28 protein-coding genes are annotated in these 26,515 nt (G+C 42.7%); 16 read left to right on the forward strand and 12 right to left on the reverse strand.

Annotated features, from left to right (window positions below):
- Positions 1–80 precede the first annotated feature (80 nt).
- From RCH61_RS07355 to hflX, 5 genes are all read left to right on the forward strand, one after another.
- Positions 81–797, forward strand: a complete 717-nt coding sequence (locus RCH61_RS07355) for a GTP pyrophosphokinase (RefSeq protein WP_178006779.1) — start codon at positions 81–83, stop codon at positions 795–797.
- Between the two features lie 102 nt (positions 798–899).
- Complete coding sequence (locus RCH61_RS07360; protein WP_178006781.1) at positions 900–1,262, forward strand: ArsR/SmtB family transcription factor; 363 nt, start codon at positions 900–902, stop codon at positions 1,260–1,262.
- 96 nt (positions 1,263–1,358) lie between these two features.
- The gene (locus RCH61_RS07365; protein WP_178006783.1) at positions 1,359–3,221 is read left to right on the forward strand and encodes a heavy metal translocating P-type ATPase; all 1,863 of its coding nucleotides are present in this window, start codon (positions 1,359–1,361) and stop codon (positions 3,219–3,221) included.
- A gap of 6 nt (positions 3,222–3,227) precedes the next feature.
- Positions 3,228–3,785: a tetratricopeptide repeat protein gene (locus RCH61_RS07370; protein WP_178006785.1), complete on the forward strand. Its 558-nt coding sequence runs from the start codon at positions 3,228–3,230 to the stop codon at positions 3,783–3,785.
- 37 nt (positions 3,786–3,822) lie between these two features.
- Positions 3,823–5,058, forward strand: coding sequence for a GTPase HflX (gene hflX / locus RCH61_RS07375; RefSeq protein WP_178006787.1), 1,236 nt, complete (start codon positions 3,823–3,825; stop codon positions 5,056–5,058).
- 55 nt (positions 5,059–5,113) lie between these two features.
- On the opposite strand, the gene ymfI is transcribed toward hflX, so the two are convergent.
- Positions 5,114–5,845, reverse strand: a complete 732-nt coding sequence (gene ymfI / locus RCH61_RS07380; protein WP_178006789.1) for an elongation factor P 5-aminopentanone reductase — start codon at positions 5,843–5,845, stop codon at positions 5,114–5,116.
- A 167-nt stretch (positions 5,846–6,012) separates the two neighbouring features.
- Between ymfI and RCH61_RS07385 the strand changes: the two genes are divergently transcribed.
- The 4 genes from RCH61_RS07385 to RCH61_RS07400 all read left to right on the forward strand — a co-directional run bounded on the left by RCH61_RS07385 (position 6,013) and on the right by RCH61_RS07400 (position 10,932).
- The gene (locus tag RCH61_RS07385; protein ID WP_178006791.1) at positions 6,013–6,591 is read left to right on the forward strand and encodes an HD domain-containing protein; all 579 of its coding nucleotides are present in this window, start codon (positions 6,013–6,015) and stop codon (positions 6,589–6,591) included.
- Positions 6,592–6,986: 395 nt separating this feature from the next.
- On the forward strand, positions 6,987–7,895 hold the full coding sequence (gene pfkB, locus RCH61_RS07390) for a 1-phosphofructokinase (protein WP_178006793.1): 909 nt from the start codon (positions 6,987–6,989) through the stop codon (positions 7,893–7,895).
- Positions 7,896–8,076: 181 nt separating this feature from the next.
- Positions 8,077–9,990, forward strand: a complete 1,914-nt coding sequence (locus RCH61_RS07395; protein WP_178006795.1) for a PTS fructose transporter subunit IIABC — start codon at positions 8,077–8,079, stop codon at positions 9,988–9,990.
- Positions 9,991–10,176: 186 nt separating this feature from the next.
- Positions 10,177–10,932: a DeoR/GlpR family DNA-binding transcription regulator gene (locus tag RCH61_RS07400; protein ID WP_178006797.1), complete on the forward strand. Its 756-nt coding sequence runs from the start codon at positions 10,177–10,179 to the stop codon at positions 10,930–10,932.
- 92 nt (positions 10,933–11,024) lie between these two features.
- On the opposite strand, the gene trhA is transcribed toward RCH61_RS07400, so the two are convergent.
- The 4 genes from trhA to RCH61_RS07420 all read right to left on the reverse strand — a co-directional run bounded on the left by trhA (position 11,025) and on the right by RCH61_RS07420 (position 15,100).
- Positions 11,025–11,834, reverse strand: a complete 810-nt coding sequence (trhA, locus tag RCH61_RS07405) for a PAQR family membrane homeostasis protein TrhA (RefSeq protein ID WP_178006799.1) — start codon at positions 11,832–11,834, stop codon at positions 11,025–11,027.
- A 212-nt stretch (positions 11,835–12,046) separates the two neighbouring features.
- The gene (gene arcC, locus RCH61_RS07410; protein ID WP_178006802.1) at positions 12,047–12,976 is read right to left on the reverse strand and encodes a carbamate kinase; all 930 of its coding nucleotides are present in this window, start codon (positions 12,974–12,976) and stop codon (positions 12,047–12,049) included.
- Positions 12,977–13,101: 125 nt separating this feature from the next.
- Positions 13,102–14,676, reverse strand: a complete 1,575-nt coding sequence (locus tag RCH61_RS07415; protein ID WP_178006803.1) for a DUF975 family protein — start codon at positions 14,674–14,676, stop codon at positions 13,102–13,104.
- Between the two features lie 49 nt (positions 14,677–14,725).
- Positions 14,726–15,100: a DUF3783 domain-containing protein gene (locus RCH61_RS07420; RefSeq protein WP_178006805.1), complete on the reverse strand. Its 375-nt coding sequence runs from the start codon at positions 15,098–15,100 to the stop codon at positions 14,726–14,728.
- Positions 15,101–15,244: 144 nt separating this feature from the next.
- Here RCH61_RS07420 and RCH61_RS07425 point away from each other — a divergent pair, with 144 nt between their 5' ends.
- The 3 genes from RCH61_RS07425 (at position 15,245) to truA (ending at position 16,821) form a co-directional block, all read left to right on the forward strand.
- The gene (locus RCH61_RS07425; RefSeq protein ID WP_178006811.1) at positions 15,245–15,499 is read left to right on the forward strand and encodes a PRC-barrel domain-containing protein; all 255 of its coding nucleotides are present in this window, start codon (positions 15,245–15,247) and stop codon (positions 15,497–15,499) included.
- An 84-nt stretch (positions 15,500–15,583) separates the two neighbouring features.
- The gene (nrdR, locus tag RCH61_RS07430) at positions 15,584–16,033 is read left to right on the forward strand and encodes a transcriptional regulator NrdR (RefSeq protein ID WP_178006807.1); all 450 of its coding nucleotides are present in this window, start codon (positions 15,584–15,586) and stop codon (positions 16,031–16,033) included.
- A gap of 8 nt (positions 16,034–16,041) precedes the next feature.
- On the forward strand, positions 16,042–16,821 hold the full coding sequence (gene truA / locus RCH61_RS07435; protein ID WP_178006809.1) for a tRNA pseudouridine(38-40) synthase TruA: 780 nt from the start codon (positions 16,042–16,044) through the stop codon (positions 16,819–16,821).
- Positions 16,822–16,972: 151 nt separating this feature from the next.
- On the opposite strand, the gene RCH61_RS07440 is transcribed toward truA, so the two are convergent.
- The 7 genes from RCH61_RS07440 to RCH61_RS07470 form a co-directional block, all read right to left on the reverse strand.
- A complete protein-coding gene (locus RCH61_RS07440; RefSeq protein WP_306480322.1) occupies positions 16,973–17,449 on the reverse strand; it encodes a hypothetical protein in 477 nt (158 codons plus the stop codon).
- 528 nt (positions 17,450–17,977) lie between these two features.
- Positions 17,978–19,171 (reverse strand): site-specific integrase, encoded by a 1,194-nt coding sequence (locus RCH61_RS07445; protein WP_306480323.1) that lies wholly within the window; start codon positions 19,169–19,171, stop codon positions 17,978–17,980.
- A gap of 79 nt (positions 19,172–19,250) precedes the next feature.
- Positions 19,251–19,454: an excisionase gene (locus RCH61_RS07450; protein ID WP_009905235.1), complete on the reverse strand. Its 204-nt coding sequence runs from the start codon at positions 19,452–19,454 to the stop codon at positions 19,251–19,253.
- Positions 19,455–19,872: 418 nt separating this feature from the next.
- On the reverse strand, positions 19,873–20,130 hold the full coding sequence (locus RCH61_RS07455; protein WP_006858660.1) for a helix-turn-helix domain-containing protein: 258 nt from the start codon (positions 20,128–20,130) through the stop codon (positions 19,873–19,875).
- On the reverse strand, positions 20,111–20,551 hold the full coding sequence (locus RCH61_RS07460) for an RNA polymerase sigma factor (protein WP_306480324.1): 441 nt from the start codon (positions 20,549–20,551) through the stop codon (positions 20,111–20,113). Before RCH61_RS07460 ends, RCH61_RS07455 begins: the two co-directional genes overlap by 20 nt.
- A 476-nt stretch (positions 20,552–21,027) precedes the next feature.
- A complete protein-coding gene (locus RCH61_RS07465) occupies positions 21,028–22,368 on the reverse strand; it encodes an MATE family efflux transporter (protein ID WP_306480325.1) in 1,341 nt (446 codons plus the stop codon).
- A complete protein-coding gene (locus tag RCH61_RS07470; protein ID WP_306480326.1) occupies positions 22,361–23,221 on the reverse strand; it encodes a helix-turn-helix domain-containing protein in 861 nt (286 codons plus the stop codon). The genes RCH61_RS07465 and RCH61_RS07470 overlap by 8 nt, the downstream gene beginning before the upstream one ends.
- A 231-nt stretch (positions 23,222–23,452) precedes the next feature.
- On the opposite strand from RCH61_RS07470, the gene RCH61_RS07475 reads away from it, so the two are divergent.
- From RCH61_RS07475 to RCH61_RS09945, 4 genes are all read left to right on the forward strand, one after another.
- The gene (locus tag RCH61_RS07475) at positions 23,453–23,812 is read left to right on the forward strand and encodes a helix-turn-helix domain-containing protein (protein WP_442920450.1); all 360 of its coding nucleotides are present in this window, start codon (positions 23,453–23,455) and stop codon (positions 23,810–23,812) included.
- Positions 23,813–24,054: 242 nt separating this feature from the next.
- Entirely contained in the window at positions 24,055–24,384 is a 330-nt protein-coding gene (locus RCH61_RS07480; RefSeq protein ID WP_025578758.1) for a plasmid mobilization protein, read from the forward strand.
- A complete protein-coding gene (locus RCH61_RS07485; protein WP_306480328.1) occupies positions 24,345–25,694 on the forward strand; it encodes a relaxase/mobilization nuclease domain-containing protein in 1,350 nt (449 codons plus the stop codon). The genes RCH61_RS07480 and RCH61_RS07485 overlap by 40 nt, the downstream gene beginning before the upstream one ends.
- 60 nt (positions 25,695–25,754) lie before the next feature.
- Positions 25,755–26,363, forward strand: coding sequence for a helix-turn-helix domain-containing protein (locus tag RCH61_RS09945; protein WP_442920451.1), 609 nt, complete (start codon positions 25,755–25,757; stop codon positions 26,361–26,363).
- The last annotated feature ends 152 nt before the right edge of the window (positions 26,364–26,515 follow it).

Consider the following 26,515-nt stretch of genomic DNA (forward strand, 5'->3'; position numbering starts at 1 on the left):
AAAAATCCGTGAAATCTGTGACATGCCATAGGAATTATGGTAGAATAAAAAGGTAAAATAACGAGCGGAGGCTGTCTGAAATGACGAGTGAACAACAAGTGGAAGCAGCGCTGAAAAGCTATGAAGATGTTGATAGCTGGAAGACCATTATTTTTCTGTATAATGCGGCGCTGAAGGAAGTAGGAACAAAGCTGGAGATTTTGAATGATGAATTTCAGCATGTCCATCAATACAATCCGATCGAGCACATAAAAACACGGATCAAGACACCGGAAAGCATTGTAAAAAAATTGAGAAGATACGGTCATGAAACGTCCATTGAGAATATGGTGCGTTATATCAATGACATCGCAGGAGTGCGCCTTATCTGTTCCTTTACGTCCGATATTTACCGCTTAGCGGAGATGATCGGCAATCAAAGTGATCTGAAAGTTCTTTCAATCAAAGATTATATTAAAAATCCAAAGGAGAGCGGCTATAAGAGTTATCATATGCTCGTATCTGTGCCGATCTTTCTTTCCGACAGCGTAGTAGATACGAAGGTGGAGATTCAGATTCGAACGATCGCGATGGATTTTTGGGCGAGTCTGGAGCATAAAATTTATTATAAATTTGAGGGGAACGCGCCGGATTACATAAGCAGAGATTTAAAAGAATGTGCGAAAATGGTGTCAGAACTGGATGATAAGATGCTTTCTCTGAACGAAGCGATTCAGACATGTATGATTAACAGTTCAAGAAAAGAAAATATGGAAGATGTGTTTAACAATGTGATTGGAGACAGAAGAAAACAGTAGCGGAAAATCTTAAGGAATCTTAAGTTTTGAGCTTTAGAGGCAAAAGATATTGATGCTTTTGCCTCTTTTCGTTATACTGTATATTTGGAGGGCAAGAATAAGATGGAGGAGAAAATAGAAGTAGAACACTGTGATTTTATACATGTGCATGAAGAAGTAGTAAAAAAGATGAAAAGCCAGATCCCTGAGGACAGAGAATTGAACGATCTTGCAGGATTTTTCAAGGTGTTTGGCGATGTAACGCGGCTGAAGCTGCTAAGTGTGTTATTCTATTCCGAGATGTGCGTGTGTGATCTGGCAAAGACTCTGAATATGACACAGTCTGCAATCTCCCATCAGCTTCGGATTTTAAAACAGATGAAACTGGTGAAAAACAGGCGGGAAGGGAAGACGGTATTTTATTCTCTTGCAGACGGACATATAAAGACGATCATCAATCAGGGAATGGAACATATACGCGAATAAAGCGAAGAGAAAAAAGGATGTGCGGACGGGGGGATATTTCGCACATGGCTGTAATAAGTTATAAAGGAAAAAGTTGACGGAAAAGGAAAAAAAGGAATGGCGAGAGAAACGAAGAAAAGAGAATTTGAGATCGGTATTGGACTTGGTTTGTACTTGCTTTCACTTGTTCTGAGCGCGCAGATAAAAATGAATCCGCGTGTGGAACAGGTTTTGTTTTTGCTGCCTTATATCGTAGTATCGATCAGTATATACAGGGAACAGATAGAAAAATTTTTGAAAAAGCAGTTTTTAGACGAAAATCTGCTGATGATCATAGCGACCGCAGGGGCGTTTCTTGTAGGACGGCATAAAGAAGCTGTCGCGGCAATGCTTTTTTATCAGGTCGGAAAACTTGTAGAAGAGATCTCTTTAAATAAGACAAAGAAATCAATCGCAAAGTTTATCGATATCCGGCCGGAATATGCGAATCTGAAGGTCGGAAAAACGGAGAAGATCGTTCCTCCGCAGGAATTGGAAGTGAGACAGACGATCGTTCTGCATCCCGGGGATAAGATTCCGGTAGATGCAGTCGTGACAAGCGGAACCGGAACAGTTGATATGAAGGCGCTGACAGGAGAATCGGATCCGGTGACTGTCCGCATTGGGGATAAGCTGTTCAGCGGGGGCATTAATCTGAACAGCGTATTGGAAGCCCGGGTTGTAAAGCTGTACAACGATTCCACTGCAGCAAAGATTATGCGGCTCGTGGAAAATGCAAATGAAAAGAAAGCGGAGAGCGTTCATTTTGCAGACAAATTTACAAAGTATTATACGCCGATCGTGATCTTGATTGCTCTGCTGACCGTGATCCTTCCTCCTATGATGTTTGTAGAAGCAAAGGAAGAGTGGATTTACAGAGGATTGATTATTCTTGTGGCTGCGTGTCCGTGCGGATTAATGGTATCGATACCGCTTGCTTTTCTGGGCGGGATCGGTTCGGCATCAAAGCAGGGCGTTCTGATCAAGAGCGGTACGGTTTTGGAGGATTTGATCCAGGCAGATACATATGTATTTGATAAAACGGGAACACTGACAGAAGGTGTGTTCCATGTAAAGGAGATCGTTCCTTATAAATTCGAAAAAGAGAGGCTTTTGGAGATCGCGGCTTTGGCGGAAAGCTATTCGAAGCATCCGGTTGCCCTGTCTCTTATGGAGGCGTACGGAAACGAGCCGGACAGTACGCGGATCAAAGATATCGAGGAAGAGCCGGGATATGGAGTTCATGCTTTTGTTGACGGGATGGAAGTATATGCCGGAAACACAAGACTGATGAATCGGGAAGGAATTTTCTATCAGCAGACAGAGGAAGAAGGAACTGCTGTTCATGTGGCGGTTGACGGAAACTATGCAGGATATATCCTGATCGCAGACAGAGTCCGCAGTGATGCCGGAAAACTGATGCGCTGGATGAGAAAGAAGAGTCTTGCGACGGTCATGTTTACAGGTGACAGTGAACGGGCGGCAGAGCAGGTGGCAGCAGAACTGAAAATCGACAGTGTCTATTCAGAATTGCTGCCGGAAGATAAGGTACGGCTTCTGGAAGAGTTTCGCGACGATCAGATGGAAAATGAGAAATTAGTGTTTGTAGGCGATGGAATGAATGATGCTCCGGTTTTGGCGCTTGCGGACGTCGGAATTGCTATGGGAGGTTTGGGCGCAGATGCAGCACTTGAGGCGGCAGACGTGATCCTTATGGAAGATGAACCGTCGAAGATTATTAATGCCGTGCGGATTGCAAAAGGAACAATTCGTTCTGTGCGGGAAAATATGCTGTTTGCGATCGGCATGAAAGTATTTTTGATTATACTTGCATTTTTCGGACTTGTGACAATGCAAAGCGCGATTGCGGCAGATATGGTTGTAATGATAATTAATATTTTGAATTCATTTTGGATGATGCAGTATCCTGAATGGGGGTGAGAAACAGTGGAGATTAGAAAAGGGATTGCAGCTGCGGTTTTCTGTCTTGCCTTTCCGGTAATGGTGTCCGGCTGTGCGAACAGCGCTAAGGCCGGAACGGAAGCGCTGGAAAAAGGAGATTACAAGGAAGCTCAGGCGCAATTTGAAAAAGTGACGGAAAATAAAGATGCAAAGAAAGCAGCAGAAGGTTATCGGGGACTTGGAATGACGTATTATGAGCAGGAAGAGTATGACTCAGCCCTTGACGCATTTCAAAAGGCTGTGGACGGAGGCGCAGCGCAGACAACTCAGATTTATAATCTGATGGGGATCTGTGCCATGCAGACAGAAGATTATGAAGCGGCGCTTGAATATATTCAGACAGGACTTGCAATGTCTGATACAGCCGATGGAGAACAAAAAGATTCTGCCGAACTGATTCGGGAGATGAAATATAATGAAGTTGTTTGTCTTGAAAATCTGGCGGATTGGGAAAGTGCGAAGGAAAAAGCGGATGAGTATTTGTCAAAATATCCTGATGATGAGGCGATGGAACGAGAAGCAGAATTTTTAAAGACACGATAGCGGGACAAACCGATCAATGTAAATTCGGAGAAAGAATATGTATGAAATGGAACAGATTGACGAGAGAGTCGTTCTCGTCGGAGTCGATACAGGAGATGAAGAAGCGGCGAATCGGTCGCTTGATGAGCTTGCAGAATTGGCAAAAACTGCGAAAGCAGTCGTTGTCGGCAGATTGATCCAGCCAAGAGAGAGCGCTCATCCCGGAACATATATAGGAAAAGGAAAACTGATGGAACTCAAAGATCTTATTTGGGAGACGGATGCAACGGGAATTATCTGTGATGATGAGCTTACAAGTGCACAGTTGGGAAATCTGGAAGAAGAACTCTCATGTAAGATCATAGACAGAACGCTGTTGATTCTTGATATTTTTGCAGCCCGGGCTGTGTCTGGAGAAGGAAAGATCCAGGTGGAACTGGCACAGCTTCGATACAGGGCATCGCGATTATCAGGGCTGGGAAGATCGCTGTCGCGTCTTGGCGGAGGAATTGGTACAAGAGGACCCGGAGAAAAGAAGCTGGAGATGGACCGGCGCTTGATCAGGGAGCGGATCAGCAGATTAAAAAAAGAGCTGAAAGAGGTAGAGAAGCATCGGGAATTAATCAGGACGCAGAGAAAACAGTCAGGATTGAAAGTGGCGGCTTTGGTAGGATATACATCGGCAGGGAAGAGCAGTATTGAAAATGCGCTGACAAATGCCGGAATAATGGAAGACGCTATGTTGTTCTCTACGTTGGATACAACGACTCGTTCCCTTGTTCTTGACAATACACAGGAAATTTTGGTTACAGATACAGTTGGGTTTATTAAAAAACTTCCGCATCATCTGGTAGAAGCATTTAAAAGTACTTTGGAAGAAGCAAAATATGCAGACATTATCATCCATGTAGTGGACGCGTCAAATCCGCAGATGGACGAACAGATGCATGTAGTCTATGAGACGCTGCGTCAGCTTGGCGCTTCCGATCATCCGGTGATCACGCTTTTTAATAAGCAGGATCTGGTGGAAACAACGGAACGGCAGAGAGATTTTCAGGCGGAATATTCCATTCCGACTTCGGCAAAAACAGGAGAGGGACTTGAGGAATTAAAAAAAGCTCTTCTTGAGATCGTCCGAAGAGATCAGATTTATGTAGAAAGGCTGTATGATTTTTCGGAAGCGTCAAAAATCCAGCTTATTCGAAGCCGTGGACAGCTTTTGTCCGAAAATTATGTTCCGGAAGGCATCGAAGTGAAAGCATATGTTCCGAAAGATGTGTACGGAAAATTATAAAAGTATAAAGTCAAAGCAAAAAGTTCGCTCTGGTTGAAAATCAGAGCGAACTTTTTTATAAAAAGCCTCCGTCGATCCCGATAATCTGTGCGGTGAGATAGGAAGGGCTTTCGGCGAGGGTTAAGGCTAATTTTGCCACTTCTTCACAAGTCCCAAACCGTCCGGCCGGGATCTCGTCACAAAGCATTTCCCGTTCTTCTTCGCTTAAGCGGGCGTTCATGACTGTATCGATGACGCCGCAGGCGATAGCGTTTACTGTGATATTACTTGGGGCGAGCTCTTTGGCAAGCGCTTTTGTCAGACCGTGAAGTCCTGATTTGGAGGCAGAATAAGCCACTTCGCAGGAAGCGCCTGCTGTGCCCCACATAGAAGAGATATTGATGATCCGGCCTGATTTTTCAGATACCATATGGGGGATTGCTTCCCGGCAGCAGTAAAAGGCAGAAGACAGATTTGTATCGATCAAATGTCTCCATTCGTTGTCAGAAAGATCGCTTAATAATCCGAAATGGGCAATTCCGGCGTTATTGATAAGAACGTCAATCCCACCGCAGATTTCCCGGATTTTGCAGAAAATATCGCGTACAACGTCAGGGTCGCTCACATCGCCGGGAAGAGAGGTGCAGGAACCTCCGAGAGAAAGGATCTCCTGTTTTGTTTCTGTTAGCTGTTCAACAGAGCTTTTACAGTTTATAAATACGTGGTAACCGTTCTTTGCAAAGGCAGCGGCGCAGGCGCGTCCGATTCCTCTGGAAGAACCGGTAATAAGGGCATATTTTTTCTTCATAAAATTCAGTCTCTTTTCAAAATAGATTGTTTTGGGTTTCTTTTTGTTGTCTAGTATATCAGGGAAATTCAAAGGATGCAATTCTCTCGTTGTACTTACAATAGGATTGTGTTAAAATTTATCCGTAAATATTAAATTGTGTGAAAATAAGAGTACGGGGGTTTAGTATGATAAGCGAGGCAATCGAATTTGCGGAAAAGGCACACGAGGGACAGTTGAGGAAAGGAACGAAGCGGCCGTATATCGTCCATCCGATCGAAGTATCAGAGATCGTATCAGAGATGACGGATGATGAGGAAGTGATCTGTGCGGCTGTACTGCATGATACGATTGAAGATTGCAGAGGAATTACGAAGGATGTATTGAAACTTCGTTTCGGAAACCGCGTTGCACAGCTTGTTGCACAGGAAAGCGAAGACAAGTCTCTTAGCTGGAAAGAGAGAAAGAGCGCGACGATTGCCAGATTAAAAGATGCGCCGAGAGAGGTGCAGATCATCGGCCTTGCTGATAAACTTTCGAATATGCGGGATATAGACCGTGATTATCCGGTTGTCGGAGAAGCGTTGTGGGAACGGTTTCGAATGAAAAGCAAAGGGGCGCTGGAATGGTATTATAAAGGAGTCCGTGATGCGCTGAAAGCAGATTTTGCGGAAGAGAAAGCCTACAAAGAATACTGTAGTTTGATTGAGAAGAATTTCGGACCGGGACCGGCGGATCTGTCGTGGGATCAGGCGGAATCCTGCTGACGAAATTATAGAACCGAAGAGAAAAGACTGAACAGGATGACAGATGAAAAATCTGCATTTTGTTTAGTCTTTTTAATTATATGAGCAGGAGAATTATTTGGCGGTCATGCCCGGTGAGGCAAAGGCGCGATCTGTTTACAGGTCATTACAGCGTGAAGGATTATGAAATCCATTTTTGTTGAAAAATGGATATAAATGTGACATCGATCAAAATCAGTCTTAAAGTACAGCGTAAAAAGTCAAAATAAATAATATTTGTGCAAATTAGACCAAAATAAAAAAGAAATTATGTGAAATATTATGATTGAATTTGACTGAATATGATTGTATAATGATATCACAAAAACAAAACAGCAATAAATAAAAGGAAAATAAAAAGAAAAGGGGGAATTGGAATGATCTATACAGTGACATTTAACCCATCTTTGGATTATATCGTTTCTGTGAATGATTTTCAGCTCGGTCTTACGAACCGGACAGATTCGGAATTGATCCTTCCGGGTGGAAAAGGAATCAATGTATCGACAATTCTTATGAATCTTGGAATCGATAATACAGCGCTTGGATTTGCTGCCGGATTCACAGGAGAAGAGATCATTCGGGAAGTAGAAGCAATGGGGATCCATTCTGATTTTATTAAGATCGACAGCGGAATTTCACGGATCAATCTGAAGCTGAAAAATATTGACGGCACAGAGATTAACGGAACAGGACCGGTGATCAGTGAAGAGAAAATTGAGGAACTTTTGGAGAAACTTGATGTTCTCGAAGAGGGAGATATTCTCGTTCTTGCAGGAAGCATTCCTGCATCTATGCCGGATGATATGTACAGCAGGATTATGGAACGTCTTCAAGATAAAAATGTTACATTTATTGTAGATGCAACGAAAGAACTGCTGGTCAACGTATTGAAGTATCATCCGTTTTTGATCAAGCCGAATAATCACGAATTGGGCGATCTGTTCAATGTGAAACTGACGACGAGAGAAGAAGTTATTCCGTATGGCAAGAAGCTTCAGGAGCAGGGCGCAAGAAACGTTCTGATCTCTATGGCAGGAGAAGGAGCGGTGCTTGTGGCGGAAGACGGAAGCGTATATGAGGCTCCGGCGCCGAAAGGAACGCTGGTAAATGCAGTAGGAGCAGGAGACTCGATGGTTGCAGGATTTACTGCCGGCTGGATCGAAAAGAAAGATTATAGACATGCATTTTATATGGGTGTGTCGGCAGGCAGCGCAAGCGCGTTTTCCGAATATTTGGCAACAAAAGAAGAGATCATGGATCTGTATGAAAAAGTTGCAAAATAAACAGAAGAACAGAGCGGGTAAGTTCATTGAGGGAAATTACCGAAAATCCTGTGGTTGGCAGGATGAAAATCAAAATTGAGGGAATTTAACGGGAGATAGTAAGAAAGAACGCTTTAGAACGAGAAAAGAAACGCCTGAAAAAAGCGGATGAAAGGGCGAATAAAAGAAGGAGGTTTAGAGAATGAGGATCACAGATTTACTTGACAAAAGGAGTATTTCTCTTACAGAGGCTCCAAAGACGAAAAGCGAAGCGCTTGACCGGATTATTGATCTTATGGTTGAAAGCGGAAAAATCAATGATCGTGAAGCGTACAGGGAGCAGGTATACGCGAGAGAGGAAGAAAGCACTACAGGAATCGGAGAAGGAATTGCTATTCCTCACGGAAAATGCGATGCAGTGACAAAACCGGGACTTGCGGCGATGGTAGTAAAAGACGGAGTGGAATTTGATGCGTTAGACGGACAGCCGGTTACATTGATGTTTTTGATCGCGGCGCCGAACACGAAAGATAATGTACATTTGGATGTGCTGAGCAAGCTGTCAGTGCTGATGATGGATGAGCAGTTTGCAGATGCGCTGAGACATGCGAAGAGCGCTGATGAATTCCTTGAGATCATTGACCGGGCAGACTCCGAGCAGGGCGACATTGATGAGCGTCTTGCAGATATGAACGAAGGGGCGGCGAGCGGATTTAAAATCCTTGCGGTTACTTCTTGCCCGACCGGAATCGCGCATACTTATATGGCGGCTGAAGGGATTGAAAAAGCGGCAAAGGCGAAGGATTGTTTCGTAAAGATCGAGACAAGAGGTTCGGGCGGAGCAAAAAATGTTCTCACCGAGAAGGAGATCAATGAAGCGGACTGCATCATTGTAGCGGCTGACGCGCAGGTTCCGATGGATCGCTTTGACGGAAAGAAAGTCATTATCTGTCAGGTGTCCGATGGCATCAGCAAAGCTGCGCAGCTTATTGATCAGGCAATGTCAGGCAATGTTCCGGTATATCACAGCGGAAACGAAACAACATCTCCGGCGGCGTCTTCATCAGGAAAATCGGGAGGAATCGGACATAAGATTTATACACAGCTTATGAACGGAGTTTCTCATATGCTTCCGTTTGTAGTTGGCGGAGGAATCTTGATCGCGATCGCATTTTTGATCGATGGTTTGAGTATTGATCTTAGTTCTCTTCCGGCAGATGAAAGAGCGGCGTTTGGTACGATCACTCCGGCGGCGGCTTTGTTTAAACAGATCGGCGGCGTTGCGTTTGGATTTATGCTTCCGGTACTTGCAGGATATATCGCAATGGCGATCGGAGATCGTCCGGCGCTTGCAGTTGGATTTGTAGGCGGAATGATCGCGGCAGGCGGAAAATCCGGATTTTTAGGAGCGCTTGTAGCAGGATTTGCAGCAGGATATATTATTTTAGGTCTGAAGAAAGTGTGCAGTAAGCTTCCGGAGGCAGTCGAGAAAATCTCACCTGTACTATTGTATCCGGTATTTGGTATCCTGATTATGGGATTGTTGATGACATTTGCGGTTGAACCGGTTATGGGCGGAATCAATACAGCTTTGAACGCAGGACTTTCCAGCATGAGTGGAACAAGTAAGATCCTTCTTGGAATGATCGTCGGAGGAATGATGTCGATCGATATGGGTGGTCCATTTAATAAGGCGGCATATGTATTTGGTACTGCATCTATTGCGGCAGGAAATTATGACATCATGGCGGCAGTTATGGTCGGCGGAATGACAGCGCCGTGTGCGATCGCACTTGCGACAATGCTCTTTAAAAACAAGTTTACGAAGGAGCAAAGGGATGCAGGTCCGACAAACTTTATCATGGGTCTTGCCTTTATCACAGAAGGAGCGATCCCGTTCGCGGCATCTGATCCGCTGCATGTGCTTCCGGCTTGTATCGCAGGCTCGGCTGTTGCAGGAGCGCTTTCGATGGCATTTAACTGTACGCTGATGGCTCCGCACGGCGGAATCTTCGTATTCCCGGTTGTAGGAAATCCGCTTCAGTATTTGATCGCACTTGTAGCAGGAACAGTTGTATCGGCGCTGCTTCTCGGAATATTGAAAAAGAAAGTTTGAAAAAGCAGCAGGAAAAGCAGGAAAAATAAAATATTTGAAGCATATAAAGTAAAAAGATGATAGAATAGTGTCATATGGTAAATGAATGCGAGGGCCATCAAGAGATATAGATTGAAAGATGACCCTCGTATTAGAAAAAAGAGAAAGAACATATAGTATCAGTTTATTATATGCAAAGAGGGTATTATGTTAACAGAGCAAAGGTTTGAACGGATATTGGAACGCCTGAAAGCCAAAAAGAGTATTACGGTAGCTGAAATTACAGAAAGCCTCGGAGTCTCGGAATCGACTGCAAGACGGGACATTACAGCGCTGGATAAGGCGGGAAAGCTGACGAAGGTATTCGGAGGAGCGGTTGCTGTAGATCATACCTATGAGATGAGAGAACCGACAGTGGCACAAAAAGTGAACGTCAAAAAAGAAGAGAAGATTCGGATCGCACAATATGCAGCAGATCTGATCGAAGATGATGATTTTGTCTATCTTGATGCAGGGACATCCGTCGGTTATATGGTAGAATTTTTGGCGGGGAAGAAAGCGTCATTTGTGACGAATGCAGTGGCTCATGCGCAAAAACTTGCGTCGCAGGGAAATCATGTTTTGCTTATAGGGGGCGAATTGAAAAGCTCCACAGAAGCAGTGATCGGAGCGCAGGCAATGGAGATGCTGCAGAAATATCATTTTACAAAAGGATTTTTCGGAACGAACGGCATTACGAGAAAAGAAGGATTTACGACGCCTGATGCCGGAGAAGCGCAAGTGAAGCGCGCGGCGGTAAAGCAGTGCCGGCAGGCGTACATCCTTGCGGACAGTACAAAATTCGGAAACATAAGTGCAGTAACATTCGCATCCTTTTGTGAGGGCGTGATACTTACGGAGGAAACGTTGGAAGGATATAAAGAAGGTGAAAAGCTGATTGTGTGCAGGGAAAAACCTGTTTAGCGCCGTTTAGTAAGAAAAAGAAAATCAACAGACATCGAAGCAAAAATGAGAAGATGTCTGTTGATTTTTTTGTATGGCGATGAAGTTAGTTTCTACGGCAGCAGGTATCCGTACATTACGATAAAATGACAGATGCTTCCGCCCATAACGAAGAGATGAAAGATCTCATGGCTTCCGAAGTTTTTATGCCTGTTATTGAAAATCGGTACTTTCAATGCGTAAATAATGCCGCCGACTGTGTAAACAATGCCGCCTGCGAGCAGCCAACCGAAAGCTGCAGGAGCCAAATTGTTGAAAATCTGTGCAAATGCGAGGACACATGTCCAGCCCATACCGATATAAAGAACGGAAGAAACCCATTTCGGGCAAAACACCCAAAAAGCTTTGATCAGAATTCCTGTCAGTGCAAGAGTCCAGACAACAGCAAGCAAAATGATCCGCATCCGACCTTCCAAAACGAGTAAGCAGACCGGAGTATAACTTCCGGCGATGAGGACAGAGATCATCATATGGTCGATCTTTTTTAAAACTGTGTTCCCTTTTTCCGAAACGTTAAATGTGTGGTATGTTGTGCTTGCCGCGTAGAGCAAGATCAAACTTGCAGCATAAACGGACATAGAGATCAGATAAACAGGATCCGGCTGCTGAGCCGCTTTGATAAGCAGCGGAAAGGATGCGATCAATGCCATGACCATCCCGATAAAGTGGGTGATGGCGCTTCCGGGTTCTTTGATAGAAAATTTCCCGCAGAGATTTTCTGCATTGGCAGATTTCCCGGAAGGATAGCCGGTAACTGTATAATTAGCGGAAGAATAATTTTTTCCTGTATAATTCTGTGCGCGGAATGTATGGCGGTTATTTGTAAAGACTGATTTTTTAGTAATAGCATGAGTGTTTCCCATGATAATATACACCTCCGAATTATTATAATACGACATGTAGTTTTCAAAACTACATCTAATATATGCATATATTACACCATTGATACACGGAAATCAACATGAAATTAAAAAAATTTAGACGGTCTTATCTGTAATGGGAAGAGTGGAAAATAAAGAATGATAAAAAATAAAAAACAGCCTGATCTGTTTTAAATTGATCAGGCTGTTTTTTGTTAAAAAATTTTTGTTCCGGTTTTTCCTTTCAGCGCGTCTTTTATCTTATCAAAAGAAGTAATGTAAGCGCATCGACCTTCGCGCTGTTCGATAAAATCTACAGCCGCGCGGAATTTCGGGAGCATATTATAGATGCCGAAATGTCCTTCTTCCATATAATTCTTTGCTTGTTCGGTTGTGATCTCAGAAAGAGGAAGTTCATTATCCTGTCCGTGGTTGATACATACTTGATCAACATTCGTAAGGATAATTAAAAGATCTGCGTCGATTCCTTCTGCCAGTTTTCCGGCGGCAAGGTCTTTCTCGATAACGGCGCTTGCTCCTTTTAAATGATTATCCTGTTCTAAGACCGGAATTCCGCCGCCGCCGGCGGCGATTACAATCTGGTCGGCGTCAAGCAGAGCGTTGACAGCGTCCAGTTCTACGATTTTGACCGGATTCGGAGCAGATACGACACGGCGAAATCCTTTTCCAGGTTCTTCGATCACATAGTTTCCTTTCTTGCGCTCTTCGTTCGCTTCCTCTGCGTTCATGCATCGTCCGAGCACTTTTGTCGGGGTGTAAAATGCTTCGTCATAAGGATCGACGATCACCTGTGTAAGGATTGTACTGACTGTGCGGTAAATACCGCGGTTTAGTAATTCTTCCCGGATGCCGTTCTGCAGATCATATCCGATATACCCCTGACTCATGGCAGAACATACCGACATCGGACAGGCAGTAAATTCGGGATGATTTTTTGCAAACTCATTCATGGCAGTATGGATCATGCCGACTTGTGGAGCATTGCTGTGTGTGATGGCAACCTGAAATCCTTCCTCGATCAGGTCGGCGATACATTTTGCTGTATGTTTTACAGAAAGCTGCTGTTCAGGAAGTGTAGTGCCCAAAGCGCGGTGCCCGAGAGCTATAACAACTCGTTTTTTCATAATTCATCGTCTCCATTCCGTCATCCGTTTGGATGACATACCGTTTTGTTGTGAAAAGATGCGTTCTTCTTTCAGATAAATAGTAATATCGTTTACGAAAAGTTTACTATTATTTTTTTGAAAAATCAATATGAAAGAATGATTGACAAAAGAATATCCAAAAGGAATAAAATGTTTAAAATGACACAGAAAACCGTTTGCGTTTTCTTTGATAATTTTGAAAAATGATTTGTCCAGTTTGGCGCCAGGTAATAGATGAACGCGCATCCAAGCAGAGCAAATGCGGCAGATCCGCCAAGATAGATCCTGCCGTTGAGATTAAGGAAAAATTCACTGAAGTCCCAAAGCCTGCATCCGGTAAAAAATTCCATCGTAAAGCTGAACAAATACTGCAATATTGAAAATACTGCAAAATTAAGGAAGAAAACGGAAACAGGTTTTTTGAGCAGCCGTTTCGACAGCTTAATGATAAAAAGTCCATAAATTCCGTAGAGCGGAAGCCACGGACCGAGTAATAAGCGGACGTCGGAAACTGTTCCGTCACGCATAAGGTGGATGAGCGCTTCAAGAATCCATCCGAAACAAGAAGCGGCGTGGAACAGAAAAATACATGACAAAACGTCATAATTTCGATATACGCGGGCAGAAGGCTTTACCATTTTAGGCTGGACAGAGAAAAGAAAGACGGGGTATTGCTCCGGCTCAAAATAGGAGATCTTCGTATAAGGTCCTTGCGAATCATCGTAAAGCGCTTTGCTGATGAGAAGCTCATCCTCGGAAGGAACGTGTTCCAAATAAGAATCGTTCAGCATTTCGTAGCGCTGGGAACGGGAGAGAACATAGTCTCTGCGAAGGGCTGCATAAAGTTCTGCTTTGCATCCGGTGATATATGGGTTGACAAACAGAAAATCAAGGAGGCCAAGCGTTGCAATGGACAAAAGCTTCCATCCGATAAAAGAACAATCCAGCAGGAACAGTTTCCATTTGTTTTTCTGCATGAGTTGTTTTGACAAAAAGAAAGCGTCTTTTCGGCTTATTTTCGGGTTCTCTGCTAAAATATACGGGATCATCGCATATTCGTAGTGCTTTATAATACCGCCTGCAATGGTAAAATTCCAAAGAAACTGAAAAACAGATCTGCAGAACATTACCCATACTGATGCCGAGAGGCAGCGGAGTTTATACAAGAAGAAAATCTTAGAGATAGAGGTTCTTTTATACTTCCGCGTTTCGAGGAAAAATCTCATTTCCCCTACAATCAGCACATAATTGACGAATAACTGATAGATAAAGGTCACGAGAAGTCCGATAATAAGAAATATAAGCGACGCACTGAACGGTTCAGTGAAGCAGGCGTTGATCGTTCGCAGAGCGTTGAAAAATACAGAAATACTTGCTGAACAAAGATCAATCAAAAAGGAGAACACATGGAACAGCGTATTCTGTAAAAGTTTCAGAAAAGTATTTCCACCGAAAATCAGTCCGATAGTCTCGGCAAATGCTTCCGAATTAGGAATGCTTAAAGAAAATGCGGCATCTGAGTAAGCAGGGCCGGAAAGCTTCTGCAAATTCAAAAAAGTTGTAGATATAGGGTATGCTGTTGTGAGCAAAGAAATAATGAAGCAGACGGACACCATTTTGGTATACGCCTGTTTCATATATGACTTAGAAGCTTTTTTTAAGGTTCTTTGTTTCCACATAGTTATCTCTCCCTAAAGCGGCAGAAAATGTCTGCCGTTTTTGTATTCTTTATGGATGGAGCGCTTCGTGTTCACGGCGGATTTCGCTGAAGCAGTCGAGTGCGTTCCATTTGCTGTTCGTCGGCGTTAATACCGCCTTATATGGAAACGGTCCGGCTCCGCTTTTCCGAAGGGCTGCCAGAACCTGATCCAGTCTGCCGCTGTCAAGTGAGCAGAAGAGAAACATTGTGTCCGGAAGTTCCTCCCCTTCGTAAGTTCCCTCGACCGGGGAAATCTCTTTCATGCCTGCAAGAAATCCGAGAGGCTGGTTGTATTGTTCGCGTTTAATGATCTGAATGCGGATGTGCAGAGGCAGTAAGGCTGACTGAAGTTTCAGAAGCTGTTTTTTCTCCGGCGGATGAAATAATAAAATCGTCTCTTTCATATTTAAAATCCTTTCGTATAGAAATTGTTGTCGGTGTTTCTTTACTGATGTTATTGTATCTCATAAATTGAAAAAAAGAAAGAGAAACGAAAAGACAGGTTTTTCATATAATAAATGAAGAAAATAAAAATGGCGGCGACCGGTATGCGAATCTGTGAATTAAAGGAAAAGGAAGTGATCAACGTCTGCAGCGGGAAACGTCTCGGCTGTATTGCGGATGTGGAAATAAATATATGTACCGGGGAAATCGAGGCGATCATTATACCGGGACCGGGAAAAATCTGTGGTTTTTTCGGAACAGACAGCGAATATGTGATTCCGTTTTCCTGTATAAAAAAGATCGGACCGGATATTGTACTTGTAGAAATTAAAGAAGAAAAATTTTTACAAAAATTTTAAAGCCTGTGATATAATAAACGAGTCATAAGTTGAAAAGAAAAATGATACAGAAACAGAAAAAAGAGAAAGAAAGGCGGAAAGATCATGAGATGTCCATATTGTGGAAATCCGGATACGAGAGTGATAGATTCTCGTCCCGCGGAAGATAAAAACTCGATCAGGAGAAGGCGTTCTTGTGACGAGTGCGGCAGAAGATTTACGACATATGAAAAAGTAGAGACGATTCCGCTCATTGTTATAAAAAAAGATAATAACAGAGAGCAGTATGAAAGATCTAAGATTGAACATGGCGTATTAAGCGCATGTTATAAACGTCCGGTTCCTGCGGAAGCGATCCAAAAGACGATCGATGCCATCGAACTTGAAATTTTTAACCGTGAGGAAAAAGAGATTCCGAGCAGTGAGATCGGAGAGATCGTTATGGAGAAATTAAAAGAACTGGATCCGGTGGCGTATGTGCGTTTTGCTTCTGTATACAGAGAGTTTAAAGACGCAGGTACATTTGTGGACGAGCTTAAGAAATTTCTGCAGTAGATATCGTTATGAGGACATACAAATTAACGATCGCGTATGATGGGACGAATTATCAGGGATGGCAGAGGCAGGCGAACACGGATCGGACGATACAGGGAATCTTAGAGGGAGCTTTGACGCAGTGCACAGGATATGAGGTACAGGCGGACGGCTCGGGCAGAACGGATGCGGGAGTTCATGCACTCGGTCAGACGGTAAGCATTGTTCTTTCGGGAAAAGTGCAGACTGATCTGTTTGTAAGAAAACTGAATGACTCTCTGCCGCCGGATATTCGTATTCTCAATGCGGAACTGGTGAAAAATGGATTTCATGCGCGAAAAAGCGCGACAGGGAAAGTTTACGAATATCGGATCGATACAGGGATGAAGCCGGATGTGTTTACGCGCAGATATTGTTATCATTTCCCGAGGGAACTGGATCTTGCAAGTATGAAAAAAGCGGCGGGATATTTGACCGGAATGCATTCGTTTGCAGCATATACAGACAAAAAAGACGGAAAGTCCGTCAGACGGACGGTTTATGGTATTACGATTACGGAAGAAAAAGGCAAAATACAAGGCAATGGTCAGAATCGAATCGGTATGGGAGATTATGTTGTGATTCGATATGACGGAACCGGTTTTTTGTATCATATGGTGCGAATCCTGACAGGAACTTTGCTTGAAGTCGGAGTCGGGGAGCGCACGGCAGAGAGTGTGAAAGAGGCACTTGACAGTAATGACAGGGCGAAGGCCGGATTTTTGGCGCCGGCAAGAGGACTCTTTTTAAAAGAAGTGCGTTATGAATAACAGGAAAGGGACAGGCAGTGTGCGACCGCCTGTCCCCTTTTGCATGGCGGCGAGCCAAAGTCCGGGCTTGCCAGAGATCTTGGCGACCGCCTACAATCCCCGAATGTGCCTTTTGGCATTTTCGGTGATTAAGGGTTGATTTTTGGGCTAATCAATTTTTTCTCTTTTCATTTTGTTTTAAGATAAAATCCCTGAACGTATTCGTTTCGCATTTTACGACAGACTCTGCGATTGTTTTTTTATCAAGGTCATTTATCTCGATCGTGATCGGCACGATGATATTTTTTTCAGATATGCCCAGAGCTGTAACGGCAGATGTAAAAACTTTTTTTACTATAATGACGCTGTTATTTAATGAGGACATAAAAGTTAAGTCTTGAGCGTTAAAAAGAACAGGTCTGATCGTAACTCTTTGTTGAGAAAATTCTCTTGTAAGATATAGTTTTAATATCTCAAATTCTGATGTTAAATCCGAAACAATAAAAATTTGAACCGGTTCCATAAATTGTTGAATGATAGAAAAAATCTGTAAAGATAAATATTGTAAATGTCCGTCATCAACAGGATAAGGAATGTTGTTTTCTTTTTTCCAGGTGTCAATTATTCCGGTTATACATTGTCGAACCATAAGTTTTGATGAATCGCTTTTGGAGTCAAGATAAAAATGCTTGTCAGGAATGATGCAATGGAGATTAAAGAGGCATTTTTTATAAAAATATATAATGACAGATTTAAATGCATGAGATTGTATAATGGCTGTGCCGTATTGGTCTTCAAATTGTTTGACCAGATTCTTTATTTTAGCGTTTGAAAAAACAATACTGTGAACTAAGTGAATCTCTTTTTGTGTCCATTTATCTGCAAGGATGCAGCTGTTAGTACAACAATATACTAAAAATATGTAATCATAATCATATTCAGAAAAAGTTATGTTTAACTTATTTTCAAGATGTTCCTTTAAATATTTTTTTAATTGAGAAAAATCACAAAGTAATTTTTGATTATCTTTTCAAAAGTTCTTATATGCCGGTATAGCCTATTGTTACAGGCTTTTCCGGCATTTTTCATTGTGGAAGATACTCTCAAATCTTCTTATATCCCCGTATGTTTTTGTGTTCAAAAGTAGTATGTGGAGTAGTAAATTCTCCATTTACTACTATGCAATCAGCCGCTTCATTTCGGTTATTGACGTTTCGGAAGTTGTGTGTGCGTAATAGTTCAGCGTCATATTGATGTTGGAATGTCCCATGATGTATTGCAATGCTTTAGGGTTCATTCCCGCATTTGCTAACGTGGTGCAGAATGTGTGGCGTAAGGTGTGCGGTGTCATTACCTTTGGCAATGCGACCTTTTGCGTTTTGTTGTATTTCCTTACAAGCCCCCGGAACATACTTTCATAGTTGACTGCCACTTTTGGCAAGCCGTTCCGGTTAAGGAACAGAAACTTTGTGTAGCCCTCTAAAATAACAGGCTGTACATATTTCCGTTTATTTAGCACCCGTTGAAATGCTTCCAACACTTTTTCACTCATAGGAATAACCCGGTTGCCGCTTTTCGTCTTAGGCGTTTCCACATAGTAGCCCACATCTGCAATCTTCAAAAGTTGGTGGTCTACATGGATAAGCTGTTTGTCTAAGTCAATGTCAGCTTCCGTCAGTCCGCAGAGTTCCGAAATGCGAAGCCCTGTCCCTAACAGTATGATAATCTCGTCGTAGTATTTCTGATAGACTTTATCATGCTGTACAAAGGACAGAAAAGCCGCTTCCTGCGTAGGGGATAGAGGTTCCTTTGGTTCCGTATCATCTTCAAGGACTGTGTTCAACTGGAAGTCAAATGGATTTTTACGAATACAATCGTCCTGTATGGCTGTGTAAAAGGCAGCCTTTAAGGAACGCTTGTGGTTGTTGATAGTCTTGAAGCCGTAACCTTTTTCTTTCATGCGTAACGCCCATTCCTTTGCGTCGGAGAGCTTCACATTTTCAATCCGGCAGGCTCCAAGTTTATCCTCCTGCAAAATCCGCATGAGCTGTTTTCGCCCCTGCTTTGTACCATGCCGCACATTTGCCCGGTGGCGTATCTGCTTTGCGTAGAGTTGGCAGACCGTCATTTTCTTTCCGATATGGTCGATACCGTCGTCAAGGTCTTTTTGGATTTCTTTCTCTTTTTCCCTCAACGCTATATCGTCGCGCTTTCCTGCCGGGGTTTTGTCCGTAGGCACTAACTTCCAAGAATAAACAAACTGCGGTTTCCCAAAGGTATCTATATATTTGTAGGCATATCTCCCGTCTTTTCTCTGGCTCTCTCCGGTGCGGAGAATACGATTTTTATTATCCCGTCTTTTTTCCGACATCGTTATGCTCCTTTCCATAATGGAAAGAGCCTTGATATGCTTGACTACATTGTACCACATTCAAGGCTCGATTTCACTATTAGATTGCGTCCACCGTATCAATCATTTTTTCAAACTGCTTACGCTTAATCTGAATACGGTTTCCGTTCATCATTACCCAGTCCGGGACGGGATTTTCTTCTGCCAGTTTCCGCAGCTTGCTTTCTCCGATACGGAAATATTTTGCTGCTTCTTCTATGGTAAGAGTGTACTTTTCCCAAATCGGCACGTCGTTATTGTTCAATTTGTCGTCCCCCTTTCTTAATGGGTCAAAAATCAATCTGTAACATAGGCTTTAATCGGACGGCTATTAGCGTAACCTCATGGGACTTGCACCCCTCCGGCGGTCTGCCGAAGCCCTACCCATTGCCTGCGACGCTTCTAACGCTCGGACTATGGCTATAAGGAAGTATCATTATGTATTCTGTACGTTATCGCCCGCAGGCTGCTATCTCTGCTTTACGGTGTGGTATTTCTCGCTCGCTTTTCTATTAAGAGAAAGGTCATGGCGTATCCACCGCATGGCTCGGCACAAAAGGAACGTATCCGATTTGCCTTATACTGCGTCGCCGTTCTATTGCGCCGCTTTCTTTATCAAAGAGCAGAGGGCTGTTCTGCGATATGGAACGGAAAAGGGGGAAGCATTCCAATACCGCGTTGGTTTATTCAGCCCTAAATGTGAGGATTGCCCTCATCAGTTTTGCTTGCAGCCTTTCGCGTATTTCTTCGTCTACTCCAAAATAAACATTTCCTCGCTCATCATAGAGCTTCCGCATGGAAAGACTTGCTATGTAGCCGCTGAAATGCTGCAATACAATCTTCATTGCGTCCGGGTCGCCTTTGCTCGCCGCCAAAATAACGGGATAGGGAACAAGGGCATTTTCCGGGTACTCGGTCGGTTTACCATTCAATCCATTCATCAGCGTTTTCCTCCAAATATTTTTTTAACTGCTCAAAGGAGCTTGTCCTGCGGTACTGTACCGTACTTCTTGAGATATTGAGCTGCTTTCCGATTTCCATATCAGTCAATCCCTCAAAGTAATACAACAGTACAATTTTGCGCCGTTCTTCGGGTAAAGCCCGGATAGCTTCAAGCAGCAGTTTGGGGGGTATTTCTTTTCCTGCCATTTGATAAGACGGCTCTGCTTCTTCGTCTTGAAAATACTTATCGACGGTATAAAGCTGCCGTTCCTCATGCAAGGCAAGGTTGGAAAAAGTAACCTCCCGAACTCTGCGCCGACGAATTTCCTCATGGGCGTTGCACGCTTCATTGTGCAGCACTGATTTACAGAACTTTTGAAACGCACATTGCTTTTCAAATTCCCTGCGATTAGGTGTCATGGTGTTCACCTCCTTTCTGCCGAAAGGCGGTAGTACCTCCCCTTTTCGCGGGATAATACAGGCGACTTTTTGCTTTGCCAAAAAGAGGGCAAAGTTTTTGAAAAATCTTCTGTAAAATGCGAAATGCGCCTGCCTGCAAAATGCAGACAGACGCATAGGAAATAACAGCAGTATTTAATTGATTTGACAGTTCATCTACATAGCCGGAATAACCCGTCGGTGGATAATGGCTTTTTTTGATAGTAACCCATTAGACGGGCATAAGAAAAAGGACATGGCGATACCTCCTTGATACCGCCATATCCTTATAAAAGGGCGACTTTAACACGCCCTCTGTATTCTCACTTTTGAAAAAAGAAAACAGCGGCTTTGATTGTTATTTCAAAACCGCCGTTAGGGTGCTTATATTTTGTTGGCGCATGAAAACTTTCCTGCCAAACAACGGTTTTTTTTATTTACCGTTAATTAGGTAGTTTTCACATGTAATAATAGTTTCGTTTGTTTCTTTGTAGATATACTATTGAAACAATCAGGGTTATCAATTCTGCGATTGGAACAGCTAACCATACTCCATTAACGCCCAAAATTCGGGGCAATGTAAGTAGCAATAGCGTAATTAGCCCAAATGTTCGCAAAAAGGATATGATTGCAGATATTTTTCCGTTAGAAAGAGCTGTAAAAATAGCCGAAGTAAAAATATTTATTCCACAACATAGAAAACTAAATGAAAAAATTAAAAATCCATTTTTGGCAATATTATAAACAGAGGTTCCTATCGGAGAAAAAATATTGACCAAATATGAGCCAAAAAATATTGATATTGCAAAAATCAAAATAGAAACAGTTACTATAAAGTGCAAACAAATCCTAAATACTCTTTTCAATTTTTGATGATTTTGCTCTCCATAGTTATAACTGATAACAGGAGCTATACCCATTGAAAAACCAATATACAAGGTTGTTAATAGGAATTGCGAATAAATAATAATCGTTATAGCTGCAACACCATTTTCTCCAAGTAGCTTTAACATAGTAGAATTAAAGAGAAATGTTGTAACTGCTGCTGCCGCTTGACTAATCATTTCAGAACACCCGTTAAAACAACTTTCAGATAATACGGAAAAACGAAAAACAGGTTTCTTAAATTGCATACTTCCTTTTCCAGTTAAGAAAAAAACTATACCGATTATTGTAGGAATTAAATATCCAATGCCTGTTCCTAATGCAGAGCCTTTAATTCCCATATCAAGCAATACCATAAAAATATAATCCAACAGCACATTGATTGCACCAGCACTAATTGAAAGTACCATGCCGAAACCGGGACGTCCTGCTGTAATGATTAAATTTTGAAATAGTACCTGTAACATACTGGCAGGAGTAAAAAGTAATAATACAAATAAATAGTCTTTGCAATAAGGAAACAATATTTCACTCGCGCCTAAAAAATAAATAATATCATCAAGAAATAGATTTCCAATAATGGCAATCAGTATTCCAAGTATAGCTCCGGAAAATACAATCAAAGTAAAATCCTGTGAAGCGTCTTTTAATTTTTTCTCTCCCATTTTACGGGCAATGATAGCACTTCCTCCCGTTGCAAGCATTGTACCAAGCCCAACAATCAGATTTATAACAGGTGTTACAATGTTGATTGCAGATAAAGCGTCTGTATTTACAAATCGTGATACAAATATCGTATCTCCTATGGTATATAGTCCCATAAAAACCATAGTCAACATAGTAGGGAATGCAAATTTTAGTAAAGATTTAATCGTAAAGTCCTGTGCCAAAGGATTATCCAACATATTATTCATTAGCTGTTTCCTCCCAATTTTCTTTTTGTAGGACAAAACGTTGTGTTGGATAACCAAATTCAACTAATAATTCGGCTTCCGCAAATCCAAGATTTTTGAAAATATTACGGTAGCCTGTATCAGCTTTATCTCCCTCCCGAAAAGTTGTAACGGAAATTTCATCACTTGTTATAAGTAAAGAAATCGCTTTCTTCAAAAAAGCCTGTGTAATTCCTTGTTTTCTGTATTGAGGGTGTATTCCCAAAAAATCAATACTTCCAGTAGCAATAGTTATACCCATAATACCTATGGCAATATCCTTATCTTTCAAAATCAATGCCTGTTTCTTTTGAATACAGTCTTTTAGCTGTTCCACATATTGCTTTTCATCTAGGCAAGGAAATCCGTCCACCACAAGCCTAACTAATTCAATCCATTTAGGAATATCCTCCATAGATGCAAATTGAATTTCTTTTTCTAAATCAATTTTTTCGTCTAATACCATAGGATTTTTATTCAAGATATATCTTAGCTGTAATGGATAAAATTCTTCATCGTTCCTATATTGTCCGGGGGACTTTTTATACATCAATTTGAATATATCGCTAAAAGCCTGTTGACTTTCATATCCCGCAATAAAAGCAATTTCAATAATCGGCTTATCTGAAAAAACCAGTAACTTAGCTGCTTCTGTTAGTTGTCTGCGTTTGACATAATCATGTACTGTCAAGCCTACTGTTTTTGTAAAAATACGATGTAAGTAGTATTTGGAATAGTGAACAGCTTCCGCAACAAGTTCTAAATCGACTTTATCAGATAAATGATTTTCGATATAGTCAATCGCAGCGATAACCTTTTCAATATTGTTTTTCATTACAGCTTCCTCCTTTCTCCCATAGTATATCAAGATGTTATTTTGGTGTTTTCATTATTCTTGCAGTTTTTGTTTCTACCTATTGTCATGTATTGTAAATTAAAACAAATGCAGAACAACTTGTCAATCGCACAAGCAAAATAATATGCTCTATTCAGGTCAACACTATGCTATGTGTAATCATATCTTGAAAGAAAGATGAAATATACAATGTAGTTGGGTGAAATGACTATGAAGCAGAACAAAGAAAAATTTGATTTTAAGGCTTTCGGACAAGCCATTAAAGTAGCAAGAAAAGCAAAGGGAATATCACGCAATCAGTTAGCCGACACGCTGAATATTGCGCCCCGATATATCGCGTCCATTGAGAACAGCGGGCAGCACCCAAGTTTACAGATTTTGTATGAGCTTGTAACCCTGCTTGACGTATCAGTAGACCAGTTCTTTTTCCCGGAGCGGGAACAGGAGAAGTCCACACGCCGCCGTCAGCTCGATACCATGCTTGACACTATGAGCGAAACGGACTTAAAAATCATGTCTGCTACCGCAAAAGGCATAGAGGAAGCCAACAACGATAAGACGGGGGAATAAAGTTCCCTCGTTTTTATCTGCATAAAGTGATTGAAGCGTCGCAGGATTGCGGCGTTTTCTTTTGCGCTTTTTTGGCATACTGGAAGTTTCGTTGTAGTGGTAAGTAAGGAAAAAACTTTCTTAGCAAGCATAGGAAAAGAGTACCCTTTTCCGTATTTTCGCCCTCTTGCCCTGCGGTGCGTCGGTTGAAAATTGCTTGTTGGGAAGTGTCCCAAACCCTCGGAACGGAAAGGAGCGATTGCATGAACGGACGCAAAAGAAAAGTACAAATCAAATTCTATGTAACAGAGGAAGAACGGGCGTTGATTGAGCAGAAAATGAAGCTCGTCCCTACCCAAAACATGGCGGCGTATCTTCGCAAGATTGCCATTGACGGGTATATCATTCAGACAGACCATAGCGATATAAAAGCCATGACAGCGGAGATACAGAAAATCGGGGTCAACATCAATCAGATTGCAAAGCGTGTCAATGCGACAGGCAGCGTCTACCAAGAGGACATAGAGGAAATAAAGGGGGTGCTTGCGGAGATATGGCGGTTACAAAGATTAAGCCTATTAAAAGCACGTTGAGCAAAGCCCTTGACTATATCCAAAACCCGGATAAGACAGACGGGAAAACGCTTGTGTCCTCCTTTGGGTGCAGCTATGAAACGGCAGATATTGAGTTTGAATATACTTTGTCGCAGGCTCGGCAGAAAGGGAACAACTTAGCCTTTCATCTGATACAATCGTTTGAACCGGGAGAGGTGGACTGTGAGAAAGCCCATGCAATCGGAAAGCAGCTTGCCGACGCAACAACAAAGGGACAGCACGAATACGTCCTAACTACCCACATAGACAAGGGGCATATCCATAACCACATCATTTTTTGCGCGGTCAACTTTGTTGACTACCATAAGTACAATTCCAATAAGCGCAGCTACTACGGCATACGGAATATGAGCGATAAGCTGTGTCGGGAAAACGGGCTGTCCGTCGTCGTTCCGGGCAAAGGCAGCAAGGGAAAGAGCTATGCGGAATATCAAGCGGAAAAGACGGGAACAAGTTGGAAAGGCAAGCTGAAAATTGCCGTTGATACGCTTATTCCCCAAGTAGCAAGTTTTGAAGAATTGTTGCAGCGGTTACAGGCAGCGGGCTATGAGATAAAGACGGGAAAATATATCTCCTGCCGCGCTCCCGGACAGGAACGGTTTACCCGCTTAAAAACCCTCGGTGCAGACTATACAGAGGAAGCAATCAAAGAACGGATTGCAGGCAAGCGCACAAAGGCGGCGAAAGCTCCCAAAGAGCAGCGCGGCGTATCGCTGCTTATCGACATTGAAAACAGTATCAAGGCACAAGAGAGCCGGGGCTATGAACAGTGGGCGAAAATCCATAATCTGAAACTGGCTGCAAAGACTATGAATTTCTTGACGGAACATAAGATTGAGCAGTATGCAGATTTAGTCAGTCGGATTGAGGACGTAAATGCGGAAAATGAAAAGACAGCAGACGCATTAAAGGGTGTGGAGAAGCGTCTTGCAGATATGGCGGTGCTGATGAAGCACGTTACCACCTACCAAAAAACAAAAAACGTCTATGAAGCATACCGCAGGGCAAAGGATAAGGACACATACCGGGCAAAGCAGGAAAGCAGTCTGATACTCCATGAAGCGGCGGCAAAGGCATTGAAAGCGGCGGGCGTTACCAAGCTCCCCAATCTTGCCGCCATGCAGGAAGAATACGGGAAACTCCAAGCGCAGAAAGAAGCTCTTTACGCTGATTATGGCAAACTGAAAAAACAGGTCAAGGAATACGACGTTATCAAACAGAACATAGACAGTATTTTAAGACTGGAAAAAGAACCGGAACGGGGCAGGGAAACCGAACGCTTACAGTAGAAATATCTATAAAAGCGTGGTAGGATAAAGGTATTCCAATATAGACAGGAGCGTGAAAACATGGCAGACCAAACGATACCCGATTATGAAACCATACGCGCCGCCGTTACCGGAGAAACATGGGCGGTGGAAAAGGTGCTTATGTGCTACAAGGACGAAATCGACAGGCAGGCAACTGTAAAGAAACGTCAACCGGACGGAACATTCAAACTGGAAATTGATGAAGATATGCGCCAGTATATCACAATGAAGCTGATAGAAGCCCTCCCCAATTTCCCCTTGAAGAAATGGAAAGAGAGGAAAAAAGAAATCGGGACAAAAAATCATAAAAAGGTAGACGGGAAGCTGCTGCGGACAGATAAGCAGTTCCGACATTTGAAACAACGGCAAAAAGAAACTATCAGTACATGGCTTTATGAAGAATACCGCCGCCTTTGGATAGAAAAGGGACAGGAGCCGCATAAACGCAACAACCGGGAAATCGTTGCCGCTGTTATGGAACGGATAGAAGCTGCGGGGATATGGCTGCCGGAACAGGAAGTAACAAAATATTTTTACCGCAGGAAAACCCATTACCGGAACCGGATAGAAAAAGAATTACAGCCGAAGCCGGAAATGCAGGATAAAGACAGTCAGACACAAAAAGAACAGGGCGTAGGAAGCCAGTAATGACCTCCCGCACCCTGTTCTTTTATAGGTACTGATTTTAAATTGTTACGCAGTAGAACCCTGATTTCAAGGGAAAAGGTATTCTGTATCGCCTATGCCAGTTTCACGCCGTTTATGCCCTGTAAATCAAGGCTTTTTTCGCCCTTATTGCG

This window comes from Mediterraneibacter sp., from assembly GCF_030825015.1.
Taxonomy (GTDB): Bacteria; Bacillota; Clostridia; order Lachnospirales; family Lachnospiraceae; genus Mediterraneibacter.